Origin of the sequence: Nonomuraea sp. NPDC049709, from assembly GCF_040674815.1 — a bacterium.
Taxonomy (GTDB): domain Bacteria; phylum Actinomycetota; class Actinomycetes; order Streptosporangiales; family Streptosporangiaceae; genus Nonomuraea.
The window spans coordinates 222,536-243,290 of the sequence record NZ_JBFANM010000002.1 but is presented as its reverse complement, the minus strand read 5'-3'; the positions used below and the strand labels follow the sequence as shown (position 1 = coordinate 243,290).

At 71.1% G+C, this 20,755-nt stretch carries 18 protein-coding genes; 4 read left to right on the top strand and 14 right to left on the bottom strand.

The features are described from left to right. Nucleotides 1-104: 104 nt before the first annotated feature. The 3 genes from AB0J69_RS03250 to AB0J69_RS03240 form a co-directional block, all read right to left on the bottom strand. Nucleotides 105-1,295 carry a hypothetical protein gene (locus AB0J69_RS03250; protein ID WP_364112304.1) on the bottom strand — a complete coding sequence of 397 codons (1,191 nt, stop codon included), beginning with the start codon at nt 1,293-1,295 and terminating at the stop codon, nt 105-107. A 426-nt stretch (nt 1,296-1,721) separates the two neighbouring features. Then, nucleotides 1,722-3,041, bottom strand: a complete 1,320-nt coding sequence (locus AB0J69_RS03245) for an acyltransferase (protein WP_364112302.1) — start codon at nt 3,039-3,041, stop codon at nt 1,722-1,724. Nucleotides 3,042-3,273: 232 nt separating this feature from the next. Then, a complete protein-coding gene (locus AB0J69_RS03240; RefSeq protein ID WP_364112300.1) occupies nt 3,274-4,377 on the bottom strand; it encodes a cation diffusion facilitator family transporter in 1,104 nt (367 codons plus the stop codon). 49 nt (nt 4,378-4,426) lie between these two features. On the opposite strand from AB0J69_RS03240, the gene AB0J69_RS03235 reads away from it, so the two are divergent. Next, a complete protein-coding gene (locus tag AB0J69_RS03235; RefSeq protein ID WP_364112298.1) occupies nt 4,427-4,780 on the top strand; it encodes a metalloregulator ArsR/SmtB family transcription factor in 354 nt (117 codons plus the stop codon). Between the two features lie 11 nt (nt 4,781-4,791). Here the strand turns inward: AB0J69_RS03235 and AB0J69_RS03230 are convergent, their stop codons facing one another. The 4 genes from AB0J69_RS03230 to AB0J69_RS03215 all read right to left on the bottom strand — a co-directional run bounded on the left by AB0J69_RS03230 (nt 4,792) and on the right by AB0J69_RS03215 (nt 10,474). Continuing rightward, entirely contained in the window at nt 4,792-5,955 is a 1,164-nt protein-coding gene (locus AB0J69_RS03230; protein ID WP_364112296.1) for an acyl-CoA dehydrogenase family protein, read from the bottom strand. A 13-nt stretch (nt 5,956-5,968) separates the two neighbouring features. After that, on the bottom strand, nt 5,969-6,481 hold the full coding sequence (locus AB0J69_RS03225) for a MaoC family dehydratase (protein ID WP_364112294.1): 513 nt from the start codon (nt 6,479-6,481) through the stop codon (nt 5,969-5,971). Between the two features lie 61 nt (nt 6,482-6,542). After that, the gene (locus tag AB0J69_RS03220) at nt 6,543-7,157 is read right to left on the bottom strand and encodes an ACT domain-containing protein (protein ID WP_364112292.1); all 615 of its coding nucleotides are present in this window, start codon (nt 7,155-7,157) and stop codon (nt 6,543-6,545) included. Between the two features lie 194 nt (nt 7,158-7,351). Then, the gene (locus AB0J69_RS03215) at nt 7,352-10,474 is read right to left on the bottom strand and encodes a cytochrome P450 (protein WP_364112290.1); all 3,123 of its coding nucleotides are present in this window, start codon (nt 10,472-10,474) and stop codon (nt 7,352-7,354) included. A gap of 53 nt (nt 10,475-10,527) precedes the next feature. Between AB0J69_RS03215 and AB0J69_RS03210 the strand changes: the two genes are divergently transcribed. The 3 genes from AB0J69_RS03210 to AB0J69_RS03200 all read left to right on the top strand — a co-directional run bounded on the left by AB0J69_RS03210 (nt 10,528) and on the right by AB0J69_RS03200 (nt 13,015). Further along, on the top strand, nt 10,528-11,091 hold the full coding sequence (locus tag AB0J69_RS03210) for a TetR/AcrR family transcriptional regulator C-terminal domain-containing protein (RefSeq protein ID WP_364112288.1): 564 nt from the start codon (nt 10,528-10,530) through the stop codon (nt 11,089-11,091). 68 nt (nt 11,092-11,159) lie between these two features. Next, the gene (locus AB0J69_RS03205) at nt 11,160-12,320 is read left to right on the top strand and encodes a thiolase family protein (RefSeq protein WP_364112286.1); all 1,161 of its coding nucleotides are present in this window, start codon (nt 11,160-11,162) and stop codon (nt 12,318-12,320) included. Next, a complete protein-coding gene (locus AB0J69_RS03200; RefSeq protein ID WP_364112284.1) occupies nt 12,317-13,015 on the top strand; it encodes an SDR family oxidoreductase in 699 nt (232 codons plus the stop codon). Before AB0J69_RS03205 ends, AB0J69_RS03200 begins: the two co-directional genes overlap by 4 nt. Here the strand turns inward: AB0J69_RS03200 and AB0J69_RS03195 are convergent. From AB0J69_RS03195 to AB0J69_RS03165, 7 genes are all read right to left on the bottom strand, one after another. Further along, complete coding sequence (locus tag AB0J69_RS03195) at nt 13,002-13,397, bottom strand: VOC family protein (RefSeq protein WP_364112282.1); 396 nt, start codon at nt 13,395-13,397, stop codon at nt 13,002-13,004. The genes AB0J69_RS03200 and AB0J69_RS03195 overlap by 14 nt on opposite strands. A gap of 93 nt (nt 13,398-13,490) precedes the next feature. Continuing rightward, nucleotides 13,491-13,802, bottom strand: coding sequence for a hypothetical protein (locus AB0J69_RS03190; RefSeq protein ID WP_364112280.1), 312 nt, complete (start codon nt 13,800-13,802; stop codon nt 13,491-13,493). Between the two features lie 21 nt (nt 13,803-13,823). Continuing rightward, nucleotides 13,824-15,062 (bottom strand): right-handed parallel beta-helix repeat-containing protein, encoded by a 1,239-nt coding sequence (locus AB0J69_RS03185; protein WP_364112278.1) that lies wholly within the window; start codon nt 15,060-15,062, stop codon nt 13,824-13,826. 81 nt (nt 15,063-15,143) lie between these two features. Beyond that, entirely contained in the window at nt 15,144-16,925 is a 1,782-nt protein-coding gene (locus AB0J69_RS03180) for a glycoside hydrolase family 13 protein (protein WP_364112276.1), read from the bottom strand. A 4-nt stretch (nt 16,926-16,929) separates the two neighbouring features. Then, on the bottom strand, nt 16,930-17,763 hold the full coding sequence (locus AB0J69_RS03175; RefSeq protein ID WP_364112442.1) for a sugar ABC transporter permease: 834 nt from the start codon (nt 17,761-17,763) through the stop codon (nt 16,930-16,932). Between the two features lie 2 nt (nt 17,764-17,765). After that, on the bottom strand, nt 17,766-19,349 hold the full coding sequence (locus AB0J69_RS03170) for an ABC transporter permease subunit (RefSeq protein WP_364112274.1): 1,584 nt from the start codon (nt 19,347-19,349) through the stop codon (nt 17,766-17,768). Nucleotides 19,350-19,353: 4 nt separating this feature from the next. Continuing rightward, complete coding sequence (locus tag AB0J69_RS03165; protein WP_364112272.1) at nt 19,354-20,625, bottom strand: maltose ABC transporter substrate-binding protein; 1,272 nt, start codon at nt 20,623-20,625, stop codon at nt 19,354-19,356. Nucleotides 20,626-20,755 lie beyond the last annotated feature (130 nt).

Genomic DNA, 20,755 nt, shown 5'->3' with positions numbered 1-20,755 from the left:
CCAGCCAGGAGCCAGGCGTAACCGAGCGAGCACGTCGAGTGACGTGATCAGATTACCTGCGCCTTACCGGAGCGGTCAGTGATCCGCCGGATGTTCGTCCGTGGTCAGGAGGGCGGGGACCAGCGGGGGCCGTCCGGGGTGTCCTCGACCAGGACGCCGCCGCGGGCCATCGCCGCCCGCAGCGCGTCCGCCACGTCGTAGCACCCCTTTTCCCGAAGCTCCGCCCGCAGCACCAGCAGCGGCTCCACCAGGGCGGGCAGGCCCTGGGAGCGCTGGGTCGCCGTCGAGGCGAGCTCGCCGAGCCGGGCGATGAGCAGCCGCATCAGCTCCCTGGCCTGCTCCACCCCGCCCGCGTCCTCCTCCGTGTCGGCGGCCCACTTGACGATCTCCGCCTCCAGGTCGAGCACGGCCTGCGCGGCGGCCACCATGTCGGGGCGGGCGGCGGCGGACTTGAACAGCTCCTCGCACGACTGGATGGACTCCTCCAGCGTCACCTCGGCGGGAACGGTCTCGACGGGGCCGGGCGGGGGCGGGGCCGGGGTGCCGGCGCGGCCCTCGGCCAGGCGGCGCAGCTCGGCCAGGTGCGTACGGCTCCCCGACGGCAGCACCGTCAGCGACCCCGGCCGGCGCACGGTCAGGCCGCCCCGGCCCGCCACCCGCACCGACTCGCTCTCCAGGTCGACGACCAGCGCCGTGTGCTCGTCGAGCCCGAGGACCGCCGTGCCGACCGGCAGCTCGCGCTCCATGCGCGACAGGCGGCGCTCGCCGAGGTAGCAGTAGCGGGTGTCGTGGGTGCCGCCCTCGGCGTTGTCGAAGTGCGGGATCAGCACGGCCTGCAGCCCCAGCGGCTCCAGCAGGTCGATGCCCTCGCGCCAGTGGGGCTCCGCGCCCACCTTGTAGATCTCGTAGACCGGCACGGTGGCCAGCCCCGCCGTGCAGGCCGCCGCCGAGGCGAGCACGGTCACCCCCTCACGGGCGCGGATCCGGGCCCGCAGGTCGCCCGCGACCCCGGAGCCCGCCCACCGGTCCAGCGCGTATGTCGGGCTGCCGGGCCCCGAGAACACCCAGTCGGCGCCCGTGATCGCGGGCGCCACCTCGACATCCAGCCCGACGCTGTGGGCGAAGTATCGGCAGGCGCGGGCGGAGATGTCGGCGCTGTTTTCCTGGAAGGCGTAGGGAGTGTCGAGCAGCACGGCTCGCGCCCCCGGGCGGAGCGTCCGCGCCGCGGCACGGTGGATCTCGACCATGGTCGGGCTCGTCTCGCCCGACCCCATCAGCACCAGCAAACCGGGCATGGCTGTCGGCCTCTCTCTCGCACGCCCTCGACTACAGCCCGGTCCGCCGTGGTGTTCAAGAGCGGGAGACAATATGCGTATGGAACGCACTTGCATATGATGGGCAGTAAGTTGTTGGCGGTGACGGGAAGACACGTGGTCTCGGTTGAGACGCTCATGCTACGGGTGGGCACCGACAATCGCTGGTCCTACCGGCATGCCATTACCCAGCCGCTACGCGGGGAAAGCCCTGATGAGGCGGCGCGGCGGCTCAGCGGGGTCGCCGCCGGCGACCCGGACGTCGTCGTGCACTCCACGAGCTGGCGATATGAGCCGGACGGGAAGGTCGTGCTGACGTACGCGGTCTGCCCCGATCCGTCGCCCTGGTTGCCCGCGGTCGAGGTGCCCGTGCTGGAGATCGCCCGGGGCCGGGCCCCGGCGACGCCGTCACCTGAGCGGCTCGCCCTGGCCAACGTGGTCGCGCACGCGGTCAGGCACCTGGCCTTCCTCATGGCCGAGGACCCCGTGGTCTCCCGCGCCCTGTCCCGCCACCCGGGCATCGCCCCCGCTCTGGAGCCCGTCCTGGCGCCCGCCACGGCACCGGCGTGACACGCGGCGGCCCATCGCCTGCATGGGACGCTCGACGTAGCGGTAGGTCAGCGCGCTGGTGCCCACGACCAGGGCGACGGCCAGGACCGCCATGGCGACCTGGTGGGGCACCTCCGCCCGCCGCAGGTCACCGGTGACCTCCACGAAGTATTTCAGCAGCGGATGGTGCACCAGGTAGAGCGAGTAGCTGATCAGCCCGAACCACACGAGCAGCCGGGGCACCCGCCGCCCGCGCAGCGCCATCCCGCCCGCGAACGTGGCTCCGGCCAGCGCGATCGTCGTGAACCACACGTCGGCCTGCACCCACCACCAGCCGCTCTCGATGGCCCACAGCGGCGAGATCCCGACCAGCGCCGCGGTGACCGCCACCGGCCACAGGCCGCCGTTGCCCCGCTCCCACCGGTGGATGGCCGTGCCCGCGAACATCACCGCCAGCACCGCCGTCCCCAGCCACGGCACCCGGCTGCTCAGCACGAGCAGCACCACCGCCATGACCCCGAGCACGCAGGCCGCGGCCGTTCGGAGCCTGCCCAGCAGCACGCCCGTCAGCCCCACGACGAACACCGCGCACGACACGTACGCCGGCCACCCGCCGCCCAGCACCGCCCCCGGCGCGACCAGCCCGACCACTACAGCCCCGGCCGCGAACAACATCGCCAGCAGCCCGCTGCGCCCGTGCCCGCCCGTCAGGAACAGCGCCGTGACCAGCAGGTAGAACACCATCTCGTACGAGAGCGTCCACATGGTGTCGGCCACCCCGCCGACGCTGACGACGTCGAGCAGCATGGTCGCGTGCGCCGCCACCGCGCTCCCGTCGCGCGGCACGGCCTCCCGCACCGGCACCCACCAGGCCAGGGCCAGGACGAGGACGATGACGGCGAGGTAGAGGGGGTAGAGGCGGAAGAAGCGGCTGATCCAGAAGGCGCGCACGTCGCCGTGGCGTTCCAGGGAGGTCGGGATGATGTAGCCGCTGACCAGGAAGAACACCAGGATGCCGTAGACGCCCAGGTTGAACCAGTAAGGCCGGAGAGCCGGCAGGAACCAGGGCAGCAGGTGCTCGGCCACCACCGCGAGGGCGCCGATGCCGCGCAGGGCGTCCAGCCAGGCGAGCCTCGCGACGGGGGTGGGCGCGGGCAGGGCGGCGGCGGTGGCGGACACCCGCCCCAACTTACCCGTTCCGCAGGGGGTGATGCTGGGGTTGGCGCCTTTCGGACCCCACCTCCCATGGGGTTGCGGCAGTCCGTCAGGAGGGTGCGGCACGGCGGCGAGGACGTGCGGCGTGCGGCCCCGGCCCGGAACGCGAACGGTCAGGGCAGCCGGTCAGGGCGGCCGAAAAGGGTCGGGGCGGATGAGACGGGGCGGATGAGACGTCGGTGGGCGAAAAGGAGGGTCAGCGGGTGCGGTGGGCGGTCAGGGAGGCGTGGTGGTCGGCGCCGGCCGGGCCGTGCGGGTCCGTGTGGACCGTGGCGGCCCGCAGCCGGGGCAGCTCGTGGATGAGCCGGTGCTCCGCCTCCACCGCCACCTTGTGCGCCGCCACGACCGACATGTCGTGATCGACGAGGATCTCCACCTCGGCGTGCAGCGCGTGCCCGATCCACCGCAGCCGTACGGATCCCACCTGCCGCACCCCGTCGACCCCGGCCAGGATGCGTTCGGCGTCGTCCACCAGGGCGGGGTCCACGGCGTCCATGAGCCGGTGGTAGATCTCGCGGGCGGCGTCGCGCAGCACGAAGCAGATGGCGACCGTGATCAGCAGCCCGACGATCGGGTCGGCGATCGGGAAGCCGAGCGCGGCGCCCCCCGCGCCCAGCAGGACGGCCAGCGAGGTGAAGCCGTCCGTCCTGGCGTGCAGGCCGTCGGCCACCAGGGCGGCCGAGCCGATCTCCTTGCCCACCTTGATCCGGTAGCGGGCCACCCACTCGTTCCCCGCGAACCCGATCAGCGCCGCCACGGCCACCCAGCCCACGGCCGTGATCTCCTGGGGATCCAGCAGCCGCCGGAAGGCCTCGTAGCCGGCCAGGGCGGCCGAGGCGGTGATGAGCGCGACGATCACGATGCCCGCCAGGTCCTCGGCCCGGCCGTACCCGTAGGTGAAGCGGCGGGTGGCGGCGCGGCGGCCGAGCGAGAACGCGATGGCCAGCGGCACGGCGGTGAGCGCGTCGGCCAGGTTGTGCAGGGTGTCGCCGAGCAGCGCGACGGAACCCGAGGCCACGACGATGACCGCCTGGACGGCGGCGGTGACCATGAGGACGGCGAACGAGATGCCCAGCACGCGCATGCCGCGACTGCTGCTCTCCAGGGCGGAGTCGGTCTTGTCCGAGGTGTCGTGGCTGTGGGGGGCGAGCGCGTGGACGATCCGGCCCAGCACCGCCTTGATCCCCCCGCCCCGCTCCTCACCGTGCCCGTGGTCGTGCCCATGACCGTGCCCATGACCTTGCTCGTCCCCATGATCGTGCTGGTGTGGTGTCGAAGCCGGGTCGCGCTGGTCAGACATGGCATCCCTCACTTGCGCAATTCATCCCTTTTGACCAGGATATGTAGTCATGTACGCACGCGACAACACCTCAGGTGCGGAACCGTCGCAAGAACCCACCCCCGCCCAGGTGGACGCGGCCATCGAGGCGTTCAGGATGCTCAGCGACGGCACCCGGCTCCGCCTGATGTGGCTCCTGTCGTCCGGGGAGCGCGATGTGAACTCACTTGCCGGGGCCATCGGCGTGCCCCGCCCGTCGGTGTCCCAGCACCTGGCCAAGCTCAGGCTGGCCGGACTGGTGAACACCCGCCGGGACGGCCGCCGGGTGCTCTACCGGGCCAGGGACTCACACGTACGGGCGCTGATCGCGGAAGCCCTGTTCCACGCCGACCACGAGGTGTCGGGCCTGCCCCGGCACGACTGATCCGGGGAGGGTCACCAGCCCACCTTGCCCTTGCCCGAGATGAGCGCGCGGGCGATCACCATGCGCTGGACGTCGTTGGTGCCCTCGCCGATCGCCATCAGCGGCGCGTCCCGGTAGAGCCGCTCGACCACGAACTCCTGCGAGTAGCCGTACCCGCCGTGGATCCGCATCGCCTCCAGCGACGCCTTCAGCGCCACCTCCGAGGCGAAGTACTTCGCCATCCCCGCCTCCATGTCGACCCGCTTGCCCCCGTCGGCCTGGGACGCGGCCCAGTACGTGAGCAGCCGGGCGGCCTGGATCTCCGTGGCCAGGTCGGCGAGCTTGAGCTGGATGGCCTGGAATTCGGCGATCGGCTGCCCGAAGGCCGTGCGCTCGCGCGAGTAGTTCAGTGCGGCGTCGTACGCGGCCTGGGCGACGCCGACGGCACGGGCGGCGATGTTGATCCGCCCCATCTCCAGCCCGCCGAGCACCTGCTGCATCCCGCGCCCCTCGACGCCGCCGAGCAGGCCGGACACCGGCACACGCACCTCGTCGAGCACCACCTCGCACGTCTCGGTGCCCTTGTAGCCGAGCTTGGGCAGGTCGCGGCTGACGCTGAAGCCCGCCGACGACGGGTCCACGAGCAGCACCGACATGCCCTTGTGCGCCGGCTCGGCGATGGAGGTCTTGACCAGCACCGGCAGCGGGTCGGCGTGCCGGGCGTTGGTGATCCACGTCTTGGTGCCGGTCACGACGTAGTGGTCGCCGTCGCGTACCGCCCGGGTCTGGATGCCCTGCAGGTCGGTGCCCGCGCCGGGCTCGGTCAGCGCGATCGCGGTGCGGCGCGCGCCGCTGGCCAGGTCGGCGAGGTGCAGCCGCTTCTGCTCCTCGGTGCCGTGACGGGCGATCATCCAGCAGGCCAGCGAGTGGGACCCGATGGTGCCCGCCACGCCCATCCAGCCCCGCGCGATCTCCTCGAAGACCAGCGCGAACGAGACCATGTCGGCCTCCATGCCGCCGTACTCCTCCGGCACGGACAGGCCGAACAGCCCCATCTGCTTCATCTTGTCGACGATCTCGGTGGGATAGCGGCCGGAGTGCTCCCACTCGGTGGCCACCGGCAGGATCTCCTTCTCCACGAACGCGCGCAGGGTCTCGCGGAAGGCCTTCTGCTCGTCGGTCAGCTCGAAGTCCATGTGCCTCAATTCCTCAGAGCGGGCCGGTCCTGGCCTGGGGGAAGTAGCCCTTGTCGTGCGGGGCGTCGCGCTTGTAGACCATGACGGTCCGCGTCCAGGACATGATCTCGTCACCGTCCTGGTTGAGCCCGCGCGTGTAGCAGGTGACGATCCCGGCGTACGGGCGCGACTTCGACTCGCGCTTCGCGGTCACCTTGGATTCGGCGTAGAGGGTGTCGCCCACGAACACCGGGTGGGTGAGCTTGATGTCCTCCCAGCCCAGGTTCACGATCGCCGTCTGGCTCACGTCGATGACGGAGATGCCGAGCACGATCGCCACGGTCAGCCCGGAGTTCACGATGATCTTCCCGGTGGGGGACCTGGCGGCGAGGTGGGCGTTGAAGTGGTTCTGGTTCGTGTTCATGGTCAGGAGCGTGAACCAGGTGTTGTCGGCCTCGCTGATCGTGCGGCCCATGGGGTGCTGGTAGACGTCCCCGACGGTGAAGTCCTCGTAGTAGCGGCCGATGGCGGGCTCGTGAACGGTCAAGGGCTCTGCTCCTGTTGACAACGATCAGACCGCTCACGTTAGTGACCAGATGATTGTTCGGTCAATCAGCCACGTACGAACGGGCGGCCATCTTCGAGACCACGTCCACGATGCGGGCGGCGCGCTCGACCTCGGCGCGGTGGAAGACCGGCCCCTCGGCGCGGGCGACCACCAGGTGCAGCCCGGCCGCGACGACCGGCAGCAGCATCAGCCGCAGCTCCTTGGCGTCCATGGTGATGGCCCGGGGAGGCGGCTCGGGCAGCTCGAACTCGGTGGGGGCGGCCAGCGAGGCGTGCCGCACCGCCCCGTCGACCACCGCCACCGACCACTCCGCGCCGCACAGCCCCGGCAGCGCGTCCACCAGCGTGGCGAAACCCCTGGCGGGCTCGGCGGCCACGTGCATGAGCAGGTCGTAGTCGAGGGCCGAGCCGGGCACCTCCTTGGTGGGCCAAACCCCTTCAACGCGTACGCCAGGCATGGCGGACAGCCGCTCGCGCGCCTCGGCGGCGGTCACCGGGCCAGGCCAGGACACCGTGAAGTCGTCCACGGCCCGACCGGCCTCCCGCTCGAGCACGGTGACCTGCAGGATGTCCGCTCCCAGCGCGCCCAGCGCCTTCGCGACCTGCCCAAGACCGCCCGGCCGGTCGGGCAACGACACCCTCAGTCGCAGCAGCATTGCCGCCCCCTTTCCAGAGGCTCTCACAGTGCCGTGGAAAGGTTTCCAGCATGTTCCACGGATATGTCGCACATGCTGCGGTTATATCCCAGGATGCAGTGTTAAGTCCGGATTGTCGATAAAAGGGAGTTGGGGTTTCCGCAGGTCATCGTGTTGTTGCTGCCAATTTCTGACAATTCCCCCATTACCTGCCGCTAGGCGAACACGTCCTGCTGGTAGCGGCCCGCCGCCTCCAGCCCGGCCAGCCAGGCGGCCCCGTCCGCGCCGGTCCTGTCGCGGTGGATGTCCAGGAGGGCCTGCCGCACGGCGGGCGCCATCCGCAGGCCGTCGCCGCAGACGTAGACGTGGGCGCCCCGCGAGAGCAGCTTCCACACCTCGTCCGCGCGGGCGGCGACCGCGTCCTGGACGAACCGGTACGGATGCCCCGCCACGGCCGAGTACGCGCGGTGCACCGTCACCCCCTCGGCCTCGTCCCAGGCGGCCAGTTCGGCGGCGTAGAGCAGATCGTGCTCGGGGTGGCGGCACCCGGTGAACACCTCGGCCCGCCCGGTGGCCCCGGTCAGCGCGCGCTCCTCCAGGAAGCCGCGCAGCGGCGCGAACCCGGTTCCGGGGCCCACCAGGATCACCGGCGTGGCCGGGTCGTCCGGCAGGCGGAACGGCGGCGCGGGCACCCGGACGTAGCCGTAGAACACCTCGCCCTCCTTCAGCCCCGCCAGGTAGGCCGAGCACATGCCCTGGTAGGTGCCGGTGCCGGACCAGGCGGGGCCCTCGACGAGGCCGACCGTGAGGCGTACCAGGGCGGGGTCGGCCAGCGGCGAGGAGGAGACCGAGTAGTAGCGCGGCTTGATCGGCCCGGCCAGCTCCAGGAACACCGGCAGCGGCAGCTCGATCGCCGGGAAGCGCTCCAGCAGGGCCAGCGGGGAGACGCGCTTGGCGAGGATCTCGTCGGCGTAGCTCTCGGTCAGCTCGGCGAGCTGGCCCGTGGTCCACGGGCAGGCGGTGTGGGCCGCCAGTGCCCGCAGGTCGGACCTGGTGGCCACCTCCTGCAGCTCGGCGAACTCGGTCAGCAGCAACCCGGCCGTGACCGGCGTGTCCACGGGCAGGTGGGTCGCGGCGGCCGTGCGCAGGCGCACGACCTGCTCGCGCGGGACGCGCAGGCAGCGCAGCGCCCACTCCACCAGCTCGGGGTCGTTCTTGGCGAAGACGGCCACGTGGTCGCCGGCCGAGTACGTCACGCCCTCGGGCAGCCGGGCCACGACGGAGCGTACGCCGGGGCGCGGCGCCTCGACCGAGAAGTCCCAGAGCCCCTCGGGGTCGCCGGTGAGCTCCTCGTTGGAAACGACGGTCAGCGGGACGGCGCGCTCGGAGACCACCGAGGGCCTGACCTCGGCCTCGGTGAGCACCTCCATGGCGTAGCGCGGCCCGGCGGCGCCCGCCCCCAGATCCGTGGCCGCGCTGTACTCCGCGGCCAGCGCCGCCCACAGCCGGGCGGTCCAGGCCGACACGTCGCCGTCGAAGTCGCCGTCGGTGTCGGCCTCGCCGCGCTCGACCAGCGGCACGGCCCCGGCGGCGGTCAGCTTCTCGAACGCGCGCCGGGGGAAGTCCTGGTACGTCGGCCACTGCGTGTTGCCGCAGCCCAGCACGGCCAGCCGCACTCCGGACAGGTCGGGCAGGGACTCCAGGGCGTCGAAGCGCTGGGCGTTGTCGGGGGCCTTGCCGTTGTAGGAGGAGGCGACCACGACGAGCAGGCCCTCGGCGGGCGGCGTCAGCTCGTCCAGCGTGGTCAGCGTGGTGGCGAACCCGGCCCGCCCGGCCCGCTCGGCCAGCCGCTCGGCCAGGTCGGCGCTGGTGCCGAGGTTGGAGCCGTACGCGACGGTGAGGGGCCCGCCCGTCACGGCGATGTCCTGCTGCTCGCTCTCCTGCGCCCGCTGCTCGGCCACGACGGTGCGCTCGTGCGCGCGCCGCTCGCGGACCCGGAGCGTGAACCCGTCGGGCTTGAGGGTGAGCGTCTGCTTGATCTTCATCCGGTAGGCGCCGGGGTCGGACAGGGCGAAGCGCCGCAGGATCATCGCCAGCGCGAGCCGGGCCTCGGTGAGGGCGAACTGGCGGCCGATGCAGGCCCGCTCGCCGTTGCCGAACGGCTTGTACGCGCCGGGGTGGTGGTGCTTCTTGTGCTCCGGCAGCCAGCGGTCGATGTCGAACTCGTCGGGCCGCTCCCACGCCTTTGCGCTGCGGTGCAGCGGCGGCAGCAGCACGCCGACGCCCTGGCCACGCGGGATGAGGTAGTCGCCGAGCATGGTGTCCTGGACGGCGCTCACGGCGAAGACGGGGATCGGCGACCAGACCCGCAGCGTCTCCTCCAGGATGCGGGGGATGACGTCGAGCTTCATGATCGTCTCGTACGTCGGCGGCTCGTCGCCCGGCAGCAGCCGGTCCACCTCGTCGTACGCGCGGGCCAGGGTGTGCGGCTCGCGCAGCAGGTTGTACAGGGCGAAGGCGAGCAGGCCGCTGGTCGTCTCGTGGCCGGCGATCAGGAACGTGAGGACCTGGTTGCGGATGTTCTCGTCGGACAGGCGGGCGCCGCTCTGCGGGTCGGACGCCTCCAGCATGAGCCCCAGCAGGTCCTTGGCGCCCCCGCCGCCCTCGGCCCGGCGCTGCCTGATCACGTCGTCGACGAGCGCCTGCATGGTGGCGATGTCGCGCCGGTAGGTCTCCTCGTGCTTCTTCTTGAGCCGGGTGACGAACGGCAACTGCTGGTTGCGCAGCATGGCCTCGGTCAGCGCGCCGCCCATGGCCTTCAGGAACGGGTGCAGCTCGGGCGAGTCGAACGAGTGGAACCGGTAGCCGAACCCGGTGAGCGAGATCGTGTCGAGCGTCAGCCGGGTCATGTCGTCGGCGACGGGCAGGTCCTCCCCCTGGCGACCTGCCCACGACTCGACGAGCTGCTCGGCGACCTCGAGCATCTGGGGATAGTAGGCCTTCATCGAGCGCTGGCTGAAGGCGGGCATGAGGATGCGATGCGCCTGGCCCCACACCGGCTCGTGCAGCTCGGCCGTGAACAGGCCGTCGCCGCCGAAGTCGCGCACGATCGACAGCGGCGGGTTGATCCGCTTGACGAACCGGCTCTCGTCGCACAGCTGGACGACCAGGTCCGGGTCGTACGCCAGCACGACCCGGCGCCCGGCGATCTCCAGCTGGAAGATGCCCTCCTCGTGCTCGGCGGCCACCTTCACGAAGTGCTCCACCGGCGAGTGCGACGGGATCTGCAGCGTGTTGCCCACGATCGGCAGACCTTGCGGGGCGGGGATCCGCGCCATGAGTGCTCCCTTCCATAGCCATACACCGTATGGCTGACGCTACCATACGGTGTATGGCAGTGAGCGCGCGCAGGGGCGCACCCCTGACTCTCGAAGAGATCAGCTCCGTGGCATTGCGCCTGATAGACGAGGGCGGCATGGAGGGGCTGTCCATGCGCAAGCTGGCGGCCGAGCTGAACGTCAACCCGATGTCGCTCTATCACCACGTCGCGAGCAAGGAGGCGCTGATCGGCCTGATCTGCGCCACGGCGGCCCACCACGTCCAGCTGCCGCCGGACGACGGCTCGCCCTGGCAGGAGCAGCTCAGGGAGCTGGCCCTGGCCTACTACCGGCACGTGCGGGCGCACCAGAGCCTGTGGACCTACCTGCAGAACCATCCGGAGGCCGTCGCGGATCGGCAGATGTCCATCTGGCAGGCGCTCTATCGCATCCTGCGGCTGGCGGGGGTGCCGGAGTCGGAGCTGCGGCGCACGAGCGACGTGCTGCACGCGTTCGTGACAGGCTTCGTCGTCGCCGAGACGCGCGGCCACCTCCCGGACGACCCGGACGAGATCAGCCGCGACTTCGACACGGCCATCCGGCTGATCATCCATGGATTGGCGGGTTTCTCCAGCTGAGAGTTGCGTTGGAAAATCCAACTCACCTAGAGTGGGTTTGGTTTTCCAACTGACAAGGAGGGGCCGCGATGCGTGACGCCGTCATCGTGGAGGCCGTACGCACCCCGATCGGCAAGGGCAAGCCCGGCGGGGCCCTGTCCGGGGTCCACCCGGTCGACCTGCTCGCCCACGCCCTGAGCACGCTGGTCGAGCGCAGCGGGATCGACCCGTCCCTGGTGGACGACGTGATCGGCGGCTGCGTCGACCAGGTGGGCGAGCAGGCCATGAACACCACCCGCTACGCCTGGCTGGCGGCCGGCCTGCCGGACTCGGTGCCCGCGGTCACCGTCGACCGGCAGTGCGGCTCGTCCCAGCAGGCCGTGCACTTCGCCGCCCAGGGGGTCTTATCCGGCGCGTACGACCTGGTCGTGGCATGTGGCGTGGAGTCGATGAGCCGCGTGCCCATGTGGTCGAACGTGCCCGCCGGAGCCGACCCGTTCGGCCCCGCCCTGGCCGCCCGCTACCCGGAGGGCCTGGTGCCGCAGGGCATCAGCGCCGAGCTGATCGCCGCCAAGTGGTCGCTCGGCCGCGAGCAGCTCGACGCGTTCTCCGCGCGCTCGCACGCCAAGGCCGCCGCCGCGTCCTTCGCCGCAGAGCTCGCGCCCCTGGCGGGCCTCGACCACGACGAGTCGGTACGGCCGTCCACCACCGGGGAGATCCTCGCCGGGCTCCGGCCCGCCTTCGCCGACCCCGGCTACGCCGAGCGGTTCCCGCAGATCTCCTGGTCCGTCACGGCGGGCAACTCCAGCCCGATCAACGACGGGGCCGCGGCGGTGCTCGTCACCACCTCGGAGACGGCGGCCCGCCTCGGCCTGAAGCCGCTGGCCCGGCTGCACAGCTTCGCCGTCACGGGCTCCGACCCGGTCCTCATGCTCACCGGCGTGATCCCGGCCACGGAGAAGGTCCTGCGCCGCGCCGGGCTCCGGCTGGCCGACATCGACCTGTTCGAGGTCAACGAGGCGTTCGCCAGCGTCGTACTAGCCTGGCAGCAGGAGACCGGCGCCGACCCCGCCAAGGTCAACGTCAAGGGCGGCGCCATCGCCCTCGGCCACCCCCTGGGCGCCAGCGGCGCCCGCATCACCACCACCCTCGTCCACGCCATGCGCGAGCACGGCGCCCGCTACGCACTGCAGACCATGTGCGAGGCGGGCGGCCTGGCCAACGCCCTCATCCTGGAGCACACCTCATGAAGATCTCCGGCAGCACCGCCCTCGTCACCGGCGCGAACCGCGGCCTCGGCGCCGTCTTCGCCCGCGCCCTCCTGGAGCGCGGCGCCCGCACCGTGTACGCCGCCGCCAGGAACCCGGACACCGTCACCGACCCGGACCTCACGCCCATCGCGCTCGACATCACCGACCCGGCCGCCGTGACGGCCGCGGCCGGGCGCTGCACCGACGTGGACCTCCTGATCAACAACGCGGGCGTCCTCCTGCCGTACGGCCCCGGCCAGGAATCGGCCCGCGCGGAGATGGAGGTCAACTACTTCGGCACGCTCGCCATGAGCGACGCGTTCGCGCCCGTGCTGGCCCGCAACGGTGGCGGGGCCCTGGTGAACGTGCTGTCGGTGCTGTCGTGGGTGACGTTCCCGCACGTGCGCACGTACTCGGCGGCCAAGGCGGCGGCCTGGTCGCTGACGAACGCGCTGCGGGTGGAGCTGCGCGAGCAGGGCACCCACGTGCTCGGCGTGCACGCCGGCTACATCGACACCGACATGGCCGCCGGCGTCACCGACCCCAAGGTCAGCCCGGACGACGTGGTCGCGCAGGCGCTCGACGGCCTGGAGCAGGGCGCGTACGAGGTCCTGGCCGACGGCGTCAGCCGGGACGTCAAGGCCGCCCTGTCGGGCGGCCTTGAGCTCCTCTACCCCGCGCTCACTCCCCGCTAGGGCGTTCCTGCAGCACCCATCCGTTCCCGTCGAGATCGTTGAAGAACACGAACGAGTTCCACCGGCCGCCCTTGCCGTCGGCCAGGGTGCCGTCCTTCTCGTAGTGCTTGACGTCGCTGACCTCGACGCCGCGCCCGGCCAGCTCGGCCCGCGCGGCGTCGATGTCGGGCACCACGAGCTGCAGCCCCCGCACGGCGCCCCCTGCGGGCGCGCCGATGACGATCGAGCAGGCCGACCCGCGCGGGGTGAGCTGCACGATCCGCGCGCCGGGGCTGATCCGGGTGTCGTGGTCCACCACGAACCCGAGCTGCTCACTGTAGAACTGCTTCGCCTTCTCCACGTCGGCCACCGGGATCGACACCACCTCGAGCTTCCAGTCCACTGGGTCCCTTCCTTTCCGGTGCTCTGCGCTGGTCTGTCACCAACGCGTCGAACAGGCGGCCCCGGATTCGACCGGCTCTCCCGGCGGATCGCCTCAGCCCGCCGCCTCCCAGACGGCCTCGAACGCAGCCGGGGTGATCTCGGTCAGCTCCCAGATCTCCAGCGGCTGGTCGGTGAGGAAGCCCTGCCCGTCGTGCAGGTGCCGCCACCAGTAGCGGCGGGCGGCGCGGTCGGCGCCCACCTCGACCTGCCGGACGGCCCAGTGCTCGCCGTCGCCCTCGACGCTCTCGAACAGCCAGGCGCGCCCGTCGTCGTCGCCCATGTGCCAGTAGTGGCGGGGGGCGTCGGACTCGGCGAGCTGCCGCACCAGCGGCCGGCGAAGATCTTCAGGAACCTCTGGAACCACGCTGACCACTCTAGACACGTCTCAGTGCTGGTACGCCCCGGCGTCCGGGGAACCGGCCAGGGGCTTGCCCGCGAGGTCCTTGGCGAAGGCCTTGCCGCCGTACCACCGGGCGGTGAGGGACACGCCGCGACCCAGCGCCGGGGAGCCGGGGCGCAGGCGCAGGTCCGTGCGGGAGACGAACTTCGGGTCGGCCATGACCGACTTGGGCCCGAGCTTGAACCTGGCCGTGCGGCCCTTGTACACGCTGCCGGCCTCGTCGGCGCCCGCGCCGTCCTCCCAGCCCGCCTCCCCGCCCACCAGGATCACGTTGTTGCGCAGTCTCAGGATCGACGGCGAGCACCCGTCGTGGCAGGACCAGCCGATGGTGTCGGCGGCCGGCAGATAGACCGAGTTGTGCACGGCGACGGTGCCCTTGACCGGGCCGACGATGTGGCGCGGGCCGCGGGTGATGAGGAAGGAGCCGCGGCTGCGCGAGGAGGTGACGACGTTGAAGGCGAAGAGGTTGCCGGTCGCGGTCTTGCCCTTCTGGGCGCCGAGCTCGGTGAACGTCTCGTTGTTCCGGGAGGTGTTGTGGGTGACCCGGTTGCGGTCGCCGTTGAAGATCTCCACGGCGGCGCCGTCGGTGCCGTAGTCCTCGCTCTTGGCGAAGCTGCCGGTGATGGTGTTGCCGGTCACCACGTTGTCGTCGCCGTTGAGGAGCACGCCGAAGGCGCCGGAGTCGTTGTCGCCGCCGTCGTCGTTGACGCTCATCCGGTTGTTGTCGGTCAGGACGCTGTCGCGGATGGTGTTGCGCGAGCCGGACGGCGTGACGAACACGCCGGCGATGTTGCGGTCGGCCTGCACGCCGGCCAGCTCGTTGGAGTCGCCGCCGACCTCGAAGCCGGACCAGCGGCAGCCGGAGGCGCGCAGGCCGCTGATGCGCCAGTGGTTGCCCTTGACGACCACGCAGTCGGCCTCGCCACCGCTGATCTTGGCGAGCGCGCCGCTGCCGTAGGCCCGGACGACGATGGGCCGGGCGGCGGTGCCGTTGGCCTCCAGCGTGAGCGGCCCGGTGAAGGAGCTGCCCCGCTTGAAGGAGACGCTGTCGCCCGGCTTGAGCTCGGCGGCGTTGACGTTGGCCAGCGACTTCCACGCGGCGGCCGCGCTGGTGCCGGCCGCCGAGTCGTCGCCCGACCTGGAGTCGACGTAGTAGGTGGTGCCCGCCTGTGCGCTTGTCTGGGCTGCGGCCGCGGACGGTACGGCAGGCAGGAGCGAGGCCATAACGGCTACGGAGAGCAACCTCATGCGAGCACACCACTATCTAGTTGGGGAGACGGAGAATCAGCAGAGGCAACCGTAGCGTCATCGACGCGTGAGGCGCCACACACGTAGCGAAGGTCCTTCGCCGGGGATGACGTCACCGTCCGGCGCGTCGTACAGGCCGGTGGCGTGCGTGCCGAGGGCGAGCGGCTCGCCCGGCGCGCGGCGCGCGCACACCAGGATCGACTCCTCGTACGTCTCGCGCGCGAAGACCAGGCAGTCGGCGTCGGCGTGCAGCCAGCGCAGGCCGCCGTGCCGCAGGGCGGGCTCGGCCCGGCGCAGCCCGAGCAGCTCCCGGTAGCCGGCCAGCGTCTCCAGGTCCTGGTCGTGCGGCCGGTTCCAGGGCATCGGGGTGCGGGAGTGCTCGCCGTTCACGCCGGTCAGGCCGAACTCGCTGCCGGCGAAGACCATGGGCGTGCCCGGCAGCGTGGCCTGCAGGCCGAGCGCGAGCAGGTGGCGCTCGCGCGAGCCGGTCACCGTGCGGATGCGGGGCGAGTCGTGCGAGTCGAGGAGCTGCCAGGAGTGCACGAGCGAGCGCCACGACATCTGCGAGGCGAACGACCGGAACGCGGCCAGCGTGGCCCGGCCGTCGCGCTCCGGCACGCCGCCCGGGGCACCGAGGAAGTGCTCCAGGTCCAGGTCGGGGTCGCGCAACCAGGCCCAGACGGGCCGGGTGAAGCCGCCGTAGTTCATGGTGCCGTGCCAGCCGTCGCGGTCGAGGTCGCGGGTGGCGTCGTGGTTGTGCTCGGCGATGAAGGCGGCCTCGGGGCCGAGCTGGGCCCGCAGCAGGGCGGCGACCTCGTGGGCGTAGTCGTCGCCCCCGCGCCTGCCGGTCATGTTGGCCACGTCCACCCGCCAGCCGTCCAGCGGGCCGAGCCACCTCTTCAGCACCGCCGTCATGCTGGAGCGCACCAGCTCGCTGCCCCAGTTGAGCTTGGGCAGCGTCTTGAACCCCCACCAGGACTCGTAGTCACCGGTCTCGGGGTCGAAGTAGAACATCTCGCGCTCGGGGGCGTTCACGTCGGAGACGGCCGCGGTGAACCATTCGTGCGCGTCGCCGCAGTGGTTGGTGGTGATGTCGCCGAGCAGCCGCATGCCCCGGTCGCGCAGCGCGCCGGACAGGCGGTGCAGGGCGTCGTCGCCGCCGAGCAGCGGGTCCACGTGCCCGAAGTTCGAGGCGTCGTAGCGGTGGTTGGAGCGGGCGGGGAAGAACGGCGTCAGGTAGACGGTGTCGACGCCGAGGCTCTGGACGTGGTCCAGCCGCCGCACGATGCCGTCGAGGTCGCCGCCGTAGAACTGCTGCGAGGTGCCGTGCCCGGTGGCGATCACCGGGTCGCGGTCCCAGTCGCGCGGCATCGCCCAGTCGGGCACGTCGGGCATGGGCCCGGAGCGGTCGAAGCGGTCGGGGAAGATCTGGTAGACGATCGCGTCCGGCATCCACGACGGCGGCGCCTGGTGGCAGACCAGGCGGAAGTCGCCGGCGTCGGTGAGGTCGTGGCTGGACAGCCCGGCCGCGGTCAGCCAGGAGTGCCCGTTCCCGGTGCGCAGCAGGAAGCGGTACGGGGTGACGGGGTTGACCGCGGTGATCTCGGCCCGCCACCAGACGTCGGTGCGGCCGTACCCGCCCGCGTCCCGGCGCGTGGGGTCCGGGGACGCCTCGAAGTAGCGCGGCTCCCCGTCGTGCACCGCGCGCACGTGCACGCCGGTGACCCCCGCGGCCAGCGGCGCCCGCAGCCAGAGCGTCACCCGCGAGCCGAGCTCGGGCCGCTGGTCGGAGACATACAGAGCTGAGCCGTCGTGATGCGGCTCCCCCAGATAGCGCATGCACCTATCCCTTGACAGCTCCGGCGGTGAGCCCGGAGACGATGTACTTCTGCAACCAGAGGAACACACCGACCGTGGGAACGGCGGTGATCAGCGTGGCCGCGGCGAACATGCCGAAGTTCGCGTTGCGGTGGTCGCCGGCGATCATGCCGTACATGCCGACGGCGAGCGTCTTGCTCTCCGGGTCGCGCAGGAACACGTTGGCCATGAGGAACTCGCTCATCGTGCCGATGAACGCCAGCAGCGCGGTGACCGCGAGGATGGGCGTGACCAGCGGCATGATGACGCGCCAGAAGATCTGGGCGTGGGTGGCGCCGTCCACGGTGGCGGCCTCGTCCAGCTCCTTGGGCACCGTGTCGAGGAAGCCCTTCATCAGCCAGGTGTTCACGCCGAGCGCGCCGCCGAGGTAGAGCAGCAGGAGCCCCCAGACGGTGTTGAAGCCGAAGGCCGGGTAGAGCTCGGTCACCTCGGTGAAGATCATGAAGATCGTCACGATGGCGAGGAACTGCGGGAACATCTGGATGAGCAGCAGCGCCAGCAGGCCGACGCGCCGCCCGGCGAAGCGCATGCGGCTGAAGGCGTACGCGGCCAGCATCGACAGCAGCAGGCTGGCGAACGACGACACCAGGGCGATGAAGACCGAGTTGAAGAACCAGCGGGCGAACGGGTAGGTGTCGGAGGTCAGCAGGTTGGCGAAGTTGTTCAGGCTCGCGCCGGTGGGCAGCAGGTCCGTGGAGGCCAGCGTGCCCATCGGGTTGATCGCGGCGGAGAGCACGAACAGGATCGGGAACACCGCGAACGCGCACACGATGAGCACGTAGACGTGCCGTAGCGTCATCCTCACGCGTAGATCTCCTCCTGCTTGCGGGTGCGCCGGAACGCCACGGCCGAGATGACGGCCACGATGGTGAAGATGAACACCGAGATCGCCGCCGCGAAGCCGAACTGCGCGCCGCCCGCACCGAACGCCAGCCTGAACGTGTAGGTGATGAGCAGGTCGGTGCCGCCCACCTGCGGGTTCTCCGCGGGGAACGGGCCGCCGTCGGTGGTGAGCGCGATGGCGTTGAAGTTGTTGAAGTTGTAGGCGAACGACGAGATCAGCAGCGGTGTGAGGGCGACGAGCAGCAGCGGCAGCGTCACCCGGCGGAACGCCCGCCACGGCGTGGCCCCGTCGATGGCGGCCGCCTCGGTCAGCTCGCGCGGGATGGCCTGCAGCGCGCCGGTGGTGACCAGGAACATGTACGGGAAGCCGAGCCACAGGTTGACCAGGATGACCCCGAACCGGGCGGTGCCCAGCTCGCCGAGCCAGTCGATGTTGACGCCGAGCAGCTGGTTGATCAGGCCGAAGTCGCGGTTGAACATGTCGCGCCAGACCAGCAGCATGGCGAAGGCGGGCATCGCGTACGGCAGGATCAGCGCGATCCGGTAGAACCGGGTGCCGCGCATGCGCGGATGGTGCAGCGCCAGGGCCACCGACATGCCGAGCCCGAACGTGCCGAGCACGGAGACCAGGGCGAAGAAGATGTTCCAGCCCAGCACCCCCGCGAAGTATCCCGAAATAGTGGGATTTGTCAGCACGCGGGAGAAGTTGTCCAGGCCGACGTTGACCTGCCAGCCCTGTGCCAGGTGCTCGCCCTTGGCGTTGACGAAGTAGCCCTGCCCCTCGTCGGCCGTCCAGGTGTCGCCCTCGCCGCGTACGCAGTCGCAGCCGGCGTCGTACACCAGGGCCGCCTTGCCCTCGACGGCCCGGCTGAGCCCGTTCGCCTTGATCAGGCCGTCGCCGGTCGGGACGGCCAGCGCGGAGACCTCCGGCCCGCGGGCGGCCGCCTGGGGCGCCTTGAGCACGGTCAGCCCGGGCGCGCTCAGCACCTTGCCCGTGACGCCGACCTGCGCGCCGTCCAGCCGCGAGAGCCCGTCGGCGGTCCCCAGCGAAACCTGCTTGGTCGCCGGGTCCACCAGCAGGAACACCAGCTCCTCACCGCGCAGCGCCACGGTCAGGGAGTACTCGGGCGAGCCGGGCGCCTGCCGGACCGAGCCGGTCTCGATGGCGGTGATCGCGGCGGCCTTGTCGCCGCGGTGCCCGTCGCCGAAGTTCGTGAACGCGGTGGTCACCGTGTAGACGACCGGGAACACCTGGAAGGCGAGCAGGAAGACGGTGCCGGGAACGAGGTACTTGACCGGGATGAAACGCCGGGTCAGGTAGAGGTAGGCGATGAGCGCGCTCACCGCGCACAGCAGCCCCAGCGAGACCCACGACCCGGCGGCGGCCAGCGGCGGCACGGCGTAGAGCAGGATCGCGGCGGCCACGGCCAGCACCGCGATCCTGCTCACCACGAACGCCGTGGTGATCTCCCGGCGGGGCCGCGGAGCCGGCTCGGCCGGCCCCGCGCCCTCTCTGGGTGCCTCACGCACGTCCAGAGCCATGACGTCAGTTCTTGAGCGAGCCGTCGATGGCCTTCTGCGCCGCCGCGGCGGCCTTGGCCGCGTCGCCGCCCTTGACCACGGCCGTCTCCGCGATGCCGAACGGCTCCCAGATGGCGGCCATCTCGGGGATGGCGGGCATGGGCATGCCGTCCTTGCCGGCCTCCATGAACTTGGCCGCGTCAGGGTCGCTCGCCTGGACCTCCTGGAGGGCGGCGGTCAGCGCCGGAGGCCGCGGGTCGGCGTCGTAGAGCGCCTTGGCGACGTCCTTGTCGGTCACGTAGTTGGCGACGAACTCCTGGGCCAGGGCCTTGTTCTTGCCCTTGGAGGCGACGAAGAAGCTCTGCACGCCGACGAAGGGGGTGGCGGGCTTGCCGTCCTTGAACGACGGGACGGCCGTGATGTCGTACGTGATGCCGCCCTTCTTGACCTCGCTGATCGCCCACGGGCCGGAGACGAGGTAGGCGCACTTGCCGCCGGCGAAGTTGACGATGTAGTTCTCGTTGGTCAGCGAGGTGCGCAGGGCGCCGTCACCCTTCTCGCCGAGCGCCTTGAGCTTCTCGAACGCCTTGACCGAGTCCGGCGAGCCGAGCAGCACCTGCTTCGGGTCGGGGTCGCCGGTGGCCGTGGCGCCGAACAGCGCGCCGCCGCCGGAGGCGAACATCGGATAGACGTGGAAGGCGTCGCCCTTCTGGCCGACGGGGATGCAGAGCACCTCCTTGACCTTGCCGTCCTTCTTGAGCTCCGTGCCCTTCTCGATCATGTCCTCGATCGTGGCGGGCGCGTCGGGGGCGAGCTCGGTGTTGCGGATCAGGGCGATGTTCTCGACCGCGTACGGGGCCCCGTAGATCTGGCCGTTGAACGTCACCGCCTGGATCGCCTTCGGGGAAAAAGCCGCCTTCTGCTCCTCGGTCAGCGTGACCGGGTCGATGGCGCCGTTCTGCACCAGGTTGCCGATCCAGTCGTGCGCGCCGATCATGATGTCCGGCCCGCTGCCCTGCTGGGAGGCGGTCAGGAAGGTCATCTGGTTGTCCTTGCTGATCTCCTTCACCTCCACGGTCACGCCGTTCTCGGTGCCGAACTGGTCCGCGAAGGGTTTGAGCGGCTGGACCCGGCTGGGGTCCGCCCAGATCACGAGCGTGCCGCCGCCGGCCGCCGCGGTGGGGGCGGAGGCTGACGCACTGGGTGCCGCCGGTGCCGCCGACTGGGAACTGCCGCACGCCGTCGCGGCGACCGCGAGGGTGGCGAGGGCTGCCACACCCAGAGCCCGCATGCGCATGGGGGACCTCCTGAGGTCACGGAGGAACGGCGGCGCGACACGCGCCGCCGTCAGAGGAAAGCTTGAACGTTTCCGGGACGTTAGCGGCTCTTTGCAAGAATTGGAAGAACTTGCGAAAGAGCGTTACCTG

What these genes read in the sequence shown, in the direction of transcription:
- AB0J69_RS03240 (WP_364112300.1), bottom strand. Translation starts at nt 4,377, where the DNA reads ATGTCTGACCAGCGCGACCCGGCTTCGACACCACACCAGCACGATCAT.
- AB0J69_RS03210 (WP_364112288.1), top strand. Translation starts at nt 10,528, where the DNA reads ATGGCAGTGAGCGCGCGCAGGGGCGCACCCCTGACTCTCGAAGAGATC.
- AB0J69_RS03220 (WP_364112292.1), bottom strand. Translation starts at nt 7,157, where the DNA reads ATGCTGCTGCGACTGAGGGTGTCGTTGCCCGACCGGCCGGGCGGTCTT.
- AB0J69_RS03165 (WP_364112272.1), bottom strand. Translation starts at nt 20,625, where the DNA reads ATGCGCATGCGGGCTCTGGGTGTGGCAGCCCTCGCCACCCTCGCGGTC.
- AB0J69_RS03205 (WP_364112286.1), top strand. Translation starts at nt 11,160, where the DNA reads ATGCGTGACGCCGTCATCGTGGAGGCCGTACGCACCCCGATCGGCAAG.
- AB0J69_RS03230 (WP_364112296.1), bottom strand. Translation starts at nt 5,955, where the DNA reads ATGGACTTCGAGCTGACCGACGAGCAGAAGGCCTTCCGCGAGACCCTG.
- AB0J69_RS03250 (WP_364112304.1), bottom strand. Translation starts at nt 1,295, where the DNA reads ATGCCCGGTTTGCTGGTGCTGATGGGGTCGGGCGAGACGAGCCCGACC.
- AB0J69_RS03170 (WP_364112274.1), bottom strand. Translation starts at nt 19,349, where the DNA reads ATGGCTCTGGACGTGCGTGAGGCACCCAGAGAGGGCGCGGGGCCGGCC.
- AB0J69_RS03235 (WP_364112298.1), top strand. Translation starts at nt 4,427, where the DNA reads ATGTACGCACGCGACAACACCTCAGGTGCGGAACCGTCGCAAGAACCC.
- AB0J69_RS03180 (WP_364112276.1), bottom strand. Translation starts at nt 16,925, where the DNA reads ATGCGCTATCTGGGGGAGCCGCATCACGACGGCTCAGCTCTGTATGTC.
- AB0J69_RS03215 (WP_364112290.1), bottom strand. Translation starts at nt 10,474, where the DNA reads ATGGCGCGGATCCCCGCCCCGCAAGGTCTGCCGATCGTGGGCAACACG.
- AB0J69_RS03200 (WP_364112284.1), top strand. Translation starts at nt 12,317, where the DNA reads ATGAAGATCTCCGGCAGCACCGCCCTCGTCACCGGCGCGAACCGCGGC.
- AB0J69_RS03175 (WP_364112442.1), bottom strand. Translation starts at nt 17,763, where the DNA reads ATGACGCTACGGCACGTCTACGTGCTCATCGTGTGCGCGTTCGCGGTG.
- AB0J69_RS03185 (WP_364112278.1), bottom strand. Translation starts at nt 15,062, where the DNA reads ATGGCCTCGCTCCTGCCTGCCGTACCGTCCGCGGCCGCAGCCCAGACA.